Source organism: Oscillatoria sp. HE19RPO (assembly GCF_024220515.1).
Lineage (GTDB): Bacteria > Cyanobacteriota > Cyanobacteriia > Cyanobacteriales > Laspinemataceae > Laspinema.
On record NZ_JAMXOT010000063.1, the window covers coordinates 1 to 6,147 of the forward strand.

Below are 6,147 nucleotides of genomic sequence, written 5' to 3' on the forward strand. Positions count from 1 at the left end.
AACTTTATAATAAGTTATTCAAGTAGGCACACCTCAAATTAAGCATCTGATTAATATTTTCCGTAGACCACTGCGCACATGAAATTTTTAATCGTCTGTCAATTTGTTTGACTGTTGACTCAACGGCCCCCGAGCCAATCGAACAAATATTTTCTGAAGATAAAATTTGATAATTTACTATTCGATGACGATGTGTAGTTATGTATTTACAGAAATTAGCAGCTTGGCGACGACGGTTGGATTCAAACCACTTAATTGTCTCTTCTACCCGACCCTCCCATAAAAAGTTTTCGGCTTTTTCTAGTGGTTTATTAGACCCTCCTATTTTGGACAAATTTTCTACTAAATGATACCAATCTAAAATTTATAGTCGTCGGCCTTTGGGATTGATTTGAGCAATAATATTCCAGATTCCATCATGTCCATCTCCTAGACAGGTTAAGAGGGGATTTAGGGGCTGACGATTTACATAATTAATCAAGCTCTCATTCTCTTGAAAATATGCGGCATATAAACTGGAGTGCAGCCTCACGGCTTTATAATCAAGCCACACAGAGCCTTCACCCTGTGGCCCTCTAACACGGACTTTCCCTCCATCTACGCTAATTTCTTTTACTAATGTCTGGCTGGATTGTTCGGACCACTCTTGCTTGATTGCCCGGTTATGTAAAGAAGTATGACCTATCTTGATTCCCGTCTGGACTTCCACTTATGAAGCTGCTTGCTCAAAAGATAAAATCGCACTCATTCTCAAACAACATTTCTCAAGAACTGGTGCTAACCTAGTCGATTTCTTGACCTCTAATTTTTCCGCTTGCTTTTCGGTAATTGTTAAGGGTCCGATACAGCTTTTTACGGTTCTGGAGCGTCCTTTATCTGTTCCCGTTGCTGTTTTAATAAAAAAACCCGACATGGGGTCCGATTACCTCTATCCATTGTTGTCTAAGATGCTGTTCAATTGTGCCTAAGTTCTCCCAAGCCTCCAGTGGGGTATTTCTATATAAAATCTGGGCCATTTCATCACTCAGCTCTTTTAAACGTTCAACTTCTTCACGATTCATGAGCAGTCTCCACAAAACATTTTCCCTATTATTATTATAAGTATTTTTTGTGATCTAGGTGCTTAAATCTTACAGAAAATTAGCCCTGGCCTCCATCGCAGTTTTTGATAGGCCAGTTGCGTTCAAAAAAAATTAATATTTTACCATATCTTCGCCTATTTACAAAATCGGGATGCTCCCGTAAAGGTATCCCCTGCTTCCCCGAACTGAATCGTCCCATCGGTAATTTCATTGTCCTGTGCTCCCCCATCCCTACTCACAATGATAATATTTTCCGGGTCAAGCAGCAATGTACCCACATTGCCATTGGGTGCAGTCAAGTCAATGTTCCCTCGAAAAATTAACTGTTGTTTCCCGGATACTTCCACGGTTCCGCCGCTACTGCCGGAGTCAGACCCGCCTCGCGCCTGAATAGTACCATAAAATGCGGTCGTTTCATCGGCCCAAATTACCACTCGTCCGCCATTGCCGGAGGAAAGCGCATCGGCAGTGATGAGGGAATCGCTACTGATGAAACTGTGAGTGGCATTGGCGATCGCACCCCTGCCGCGTTCTTCCCCACCGATTCTCAGGGTTCCGCCGCCGGTGATGCCGGATGCGTCGAGTTTGGCATCCAGGACGGCAATGCGATCGCCAACAATCGCAATGCTTTGAGTGGATGGAGTATCCGGAGTCCGATTGCTGACATCCAGGGTTCCCGAGGCAATGGTGGTGCCGGTTTCGGGAGTAATTTTTAGTGGCTCGCCTGGTTTTGTTATGCTATTTTAGTGACTTAAAACGTCTCAAATCCTTGTTGGGTCTGGATTGTATGCTTTTATGTTCAATCTCGTGATTAAGTGCAAGTCGTTTGCGGGTGTCAAAAGCCCGGAAAGTCTTTCACAGTAAGGCTTTCCTACGGTGCTAGGCACTGAGCCACGCATAATAAGTCCAGGAGATCCTTTTTAGTCCAGAACCCGTGAGGGCGATCGTGCCATCGGCCTGCACTTCTACTTCCGTGGCATGAGATGCCATCCCGCCCGTCAGCAGTTCCGGCAACGAAAGCGGCGTCATCGCTAAGGCATCAGATGAGTCAGCAGTTCCCCCCAATGCCTCTCGCGCAATGCTCAAGGTGAGTAAATGACCCGTTTGGGAAAGGCTAACTACGGAATCTCCGGGGACGGCAGCGAGGGTAATGGAGCCTCCGGGAACGGAGAAGGTCCCGGCATTCAGAACGGTTCCGCCGAGGAGGGTTAAGTTAGAGCCCGGTTGTAGCGTTAAATGGCCCAAATTGGCGACGGCCCCCGGTTGTAGTCCCCCAAATGAGAAATGACGGGGTTCCCCTACTAACATCGCCCATTGATTCTCTCCCAGGACATTCAACCACTGATCATCTCCCAATCCGATGCCGGTGGCAGTGGTGGCTAAAAAATCTCCAGGCAGGTTTAAGCTGGCATTGGGTCCAAATAAGATTCCGGCGGGATTGACTAGAAATAAGTTGGAATTGCCCCCGGATACCTGAATTAAGCCATTAATGAAGGAAGGGTCACCGCCTACCACTCGTCCTAAAATGTTGCGAATTTTTGGATTGGAGAGAAAGTTGGCAATCTGCCCTTGGGTTAAACCAAACTGTTGAAAACTGTGGAAGAGATTCGCCCCATCTTTAGATAACTGTCCCCCCTGAATATGGAAGTGATTTCCCTGCGGGGTAACTTGGGTCCCGGTGCCGTCATCAGCGGGAGTAACGGCCTGGGAAATTGCGGGTTGATTCGGTATGAAGCTGGCTAAAAGAGTAGCAATGATGACCCAAAGATGTAAGGTGGGCAACTTAATTTTCATCCCAAAAGTTCCTCGTTTCTGATTCATGGTTTAGTGGTTTCGGGGCAGTGCCTCCCCAAACTGGAGACGTTCTTTCCCCAAGTTTGAGCCTAGAGATAGCAAAAGCAATGGCTGTTTACTTCTCGAACGGAGTTGCTACTCTTTTCTGTGATTTTCTTAACCCAACTCGCCTAAGTCCCATTGGTTTTAAGAAATCCGCAAAGTTCTCAAATAGGACTTGAAAATTTTAAGTTTATACTGTATAGATAATTGAATTTTTAACGAACCGCGTAACAGCGAATGAGCAGGATACGGCTCTAGAGTAACCGGAAATCTGGGACGGTCACAACTGTTACCATAATATCAACAGATTAGCCGGGAATCATCGAGGGAATTGGCTCAATGATTCCCGGGTTGCTTAGGCCGATCGCCAGGTTTCTGTCCAAGGACCGCCGCCGGTTTCCACACCACAGAGGGAACTGGTGGCCTGAAAAATTACCTCGGAAGGATTGCCCTGGCGCGATCGCAGGGTGAGAGTGAGGTGGCCCTGCATAGTATCGCGGCAGACGAAGGTTAATCCCTCTTGGGTGGGGGCACGCAGGCGCGTTCCCGGGTGATCCGTGGTGGCGGTGAGTTCTACGGTAAAGCGATCGTTACTCGCCTGCATTTGCCAGCGCCCCCAAGGGTCAATCTCCCAACTCACTTGAGCATTCCAAGGGACAAATTCATAAAACTCACCGCGATAATGGATACAAATCAGGGCCACGGACTCCATCCACCAGAGGACCCCGCGACGTCCCCCTCCGGCAGTTAATGCCAGGTCCGGTTCATCGTCGAAGCAGTTACAATTGACCCAAAACCATTTTTCGGGAAAGGCCCCCCCCCAGTTTTTCTCGGCGTAGGCAGGGGCATTGGTAAATTCATAGCGCTTGCCGTTCCAGTCGATCCATCCGGTTGCCCAACCGTGGGCCATTAAAATCTGCCAACCGGGTTCAAATAGGGGTAAAAATGAGAGTAACCCGGCGGTTGCCAACTGACCCCGCTGGCGATCGCCCCATCCGTAGATCGGGGAGATGGCATATTGCCATTCGCAACGTTGTCCCGTTCCGGGGTCGCACAATTTGCCCTGATGCCAAGTGGCGGTTGCTTGATAGCCTTGTTCAATGTAGCGATCGAACTCCTGGGGGGATAAATAGTTGGGGGGGTAAGGTAACTCGGTTTTTCCCCAGTGACCCAGGGCTAAACTGCTCGACCAGGCCCAAAATCCTTTAACATCGGGAAAGGTCCGGCATAAATAGCCATCATCCGGCCCTAAAATTTGAGCACCGCCCCCACTATAGGGGGAACCGCCTGCGGGGTCTTCGATAGAATACATAAAGGCAAAAGTTTGGCGGTCCGTGGGTAAGGTGACCCGATAATACCACCCTTCAAAAAACCGGCGTGGACTACTATTCCAATGGTATCCACTGTGGGGAGTTTGGCGTTTTAGTCTGGTCATAGTTGGTTGGTCGGAGGTCATCCTTTCTCGTTTTCTTCGCCTCTAACAAAAATTAGATTTTATGGCTTATTTTAGGGTTTAATTATAGCATAAAAATAAAGTTTGTTTAAAAGACCTCTTGCAAAATAATTTTATGCTATAGCAGTCCTAAATCAGTTGTGGCAAAACTCCATAGTAGGACAGTTTTGGGAAATCAAATATTTGACCATCAGCAAAAAACTTAAATAGCCCCTTAACTATCTTAAAGGAATCACATAAATGATAAAACTGCCGGATAAAGTTTTTGGTTTGTAACCAAACATCTTCTACCGGGTTTTGTTCGGGAGCGTTTGGAGCAAAATTAGTGCAATGAACTAGCCATTCATCTTCTTGCAAATCTCCATTGACTTGTTTTAAATATTCTTTAAATTCTTGAGAATTATGATAACTAGCACCATCCCAAAAAATGGCCAATCTTTTTCCGGGGCTTTGTTTCTGTAAGTGTTTGATAAAATCTATGGTATTTTCCGTATTGCCGCTTGAATGTTCTTGGACAATAAATTCATGAGTTTGATAATCTAATGATCCATAGTAAGTTTGTCTATTTTTTTGATTTTTAATAGGAACTTCTACCCGAGTATCTGTTCGTCCCCAAACATACCCTAACAGGTCTCCCCAAAGAAAATGGCATTCGTAAATCATAAACACTGCAAGCTTTCCAGCCTTTATTTCCGGCTCCCACTATTTTAACTTTTTTTCAATTTCTTCTTTTTTTGCTTTAACTTTTTTTTCATCTTTTGCCGGGTTCTTTTTTGGTGTTTTCTTCCAGCTTATCCCGGCTTCTTTGAATAAGGCATAGTAACTTTCATCCGAGGCATATACCACCTTGTACTCTTGGTCTAAATATCGTTTTAAATCTCCGAGCCTTAAATAGTCTTGTTGCCTTAAACATTCAATAATTCTAGCCTTATCGGAGGGTTTTAAGTAACTTTTACTCCCTTTGTATTGAAGTTCTAAGCTATCTACTCCATGAAACAGAGCTTGATTTTTACACTTGCTAATAAAACTATGAGAAACCTGCAAGAGGTTTTCAATTCCCTGAGAAGACGTTCCCGTTAAAATCATTTTAACAGCTAAAGCTCTTTTGACTTCTTTAGCATTTTCGCTATGGTTGATAAAATCATCTAGTTCATCGATAATGGTCATGATGTCTTCTGGATACCTCCGTCCGGGTAGGGTCTCATCCTTACATTAGACCTCTTGCAAAAAAAATCTATGTTATAATTACAAATTTTGAATTTTAGCCTCCAGAGCCAACTCATAATTGTAAAGTGCTGCGAGCAAATTACACCGGAGGCCATAACGGCGGCGACGATTTCGATAACGACTTGACAAAATCTTGAAAATTTTCAGACTTCTATTAATATGTTCAATCCCAACTCTGTCTTGGGACAAAGCCAGATTGTAGTCTTTTTGTAAGGCGGAAAGACTCCCCTTTTTAGGTTTCTTTTTAGGAGTATAGCTATTAAAATGATATTTTTTTTATTCCTTGATATCCACTATCTTGTAAACTATCGGTTTCAGGATGAAAATGGACTGGACTGTTTTTGAATAAATTGAAGTCATGGCAATGCCCCGGCCCAAAGTGTAGGCAAATAATCTCTTTAGTTTTTTGATTAGGGGATTCCAACAAATAAATCATCCTTGCTTTGATGCGATCGCACCTAACAAGGCTCTTTTAGCCCGCGCAGGCACCGCTTTGTCCTGTGAGCCTCCAGGCTTGAGCCTGCGGGTTTTTTGAAGGTTTTATTTTTT

At 44.8% G+C, this 6,147-nt stretch carries 6 protein-coding genes and 2 pseudogenes; 1 reads left to right on the forward strand and 7 read right to left on the reverse strand.

The annotated features are described in order from the left end of the window. Positions 1 to 364: 364 nt before the first annotated feature. The 3 genes from NG833_RS30950 to NG833_RS06835 all read right to left on the reverse strand — a co-directional run bounded on the left by NG833_RS30950 (position 365) and on the right by NG833_RS06835 (position 1,381). Positions 365 to 709 (reverse strand): hypothetical protein, encoded by a 345-nt coding sequence (locus tag NG833_RS30950; RefSeq protein ID WP_375293886.1) that lies wholly within the window; start codon positions 707 to 709, stop codon positions 365 to 367. A 184-nt stretch (positions 710 to 893) separates the two neighbouring features. Continuing rightward, the gene (locus NG833_RS30955; RefSeq protein WP_375293887.1) at positions 894 to 1,061 is read right to left on the reverse strand and encodes a hypothetical protein; all 168 of its coding nucleotides are present in this window, start codon (positions 1,059 to 1,061) and stop codon (positions 894 to 896) included. Positions 1,062 to 1,216: 155 nt separating this feature from the next. Continuing rightward, on the reverse strand, positions 1,217 to 1,381 hold the full coding sequence (locus NG833_RS06835; protein ID WP_254564558.1) for a hypothetical protein: 165 nt from the start codon (positions 1,379 to 1,381) through the stop codon (positions 1,217 to 1,219). 27 nt (positions 1,382 to 1,408) lie between these two features. Here NG833_RS06835 and NG833_RS06840 point away from each other — a divergent pair, with 27 nt between their 5' ends. Then, the gene (locus NG833_RS06840) at positions 1,409 to 1,798 is read left to right on the forward strand and encodes a hypothetical protein (RefSeq protein WP_254564559.1); all 390 of its coding nucleotides are present in this window, start codon (positions 1,409 to 1,411) and stop codon (positions 1,796 to 1,798) included. Between the two features lie 163 nt (positions 1,799 to 1,961). Here the strand turns inward: NG833_RS06840 and NG833_RS06845 are convergent, their stop codons facing one another. From NG833_RS06845 to NG833_RS06860, 4 genes and pseudogenes are all read right to left on the reverse strand, one after another. Then, positions 1,962 to 2,876, reverse strand: a complete 915-nt coding sequence (locus NG833_RS06845) for a filamentous hemagglutinin N-terminal domain-containing protein (RefSeq protein WP_309143834.1) — start codon at positions 2,874 to 2,876, stop codon at positions 1,962 to 1,964. 397 nt (positions 2,877 to 3,273) lie between these two features. Beyond that, positions 3,274 to 4,353 (reverse strand): tocopherol cyclase family protein, encoded by a 1,080-nt coding sequence (locus NG833_RS06850; RefSeq protein ID WP_254564560.1) that lies wholly within the window; start codon positions 4,351 to 4,353, stop codon positions 3,274 to 3,276. Between the two features lie 147 nt (positions 4,354 to 4,500). Beyond that, positions 4,501 to 5,538: pseudogene (locus NG833_RS06855) on the reverse strand (IS630 family transposase). 78 nt (positions 5,539 to 5,616) lie between these two features. Further along, positions 5,617 to 6,010, reverse strand: a pseudogene (locus NG833_RS06860) (transposase family protein); the annotation flags it as partial. Between the last annotated feature and the right edge of the window lie 137 nt (positions 6,011 to 6,147).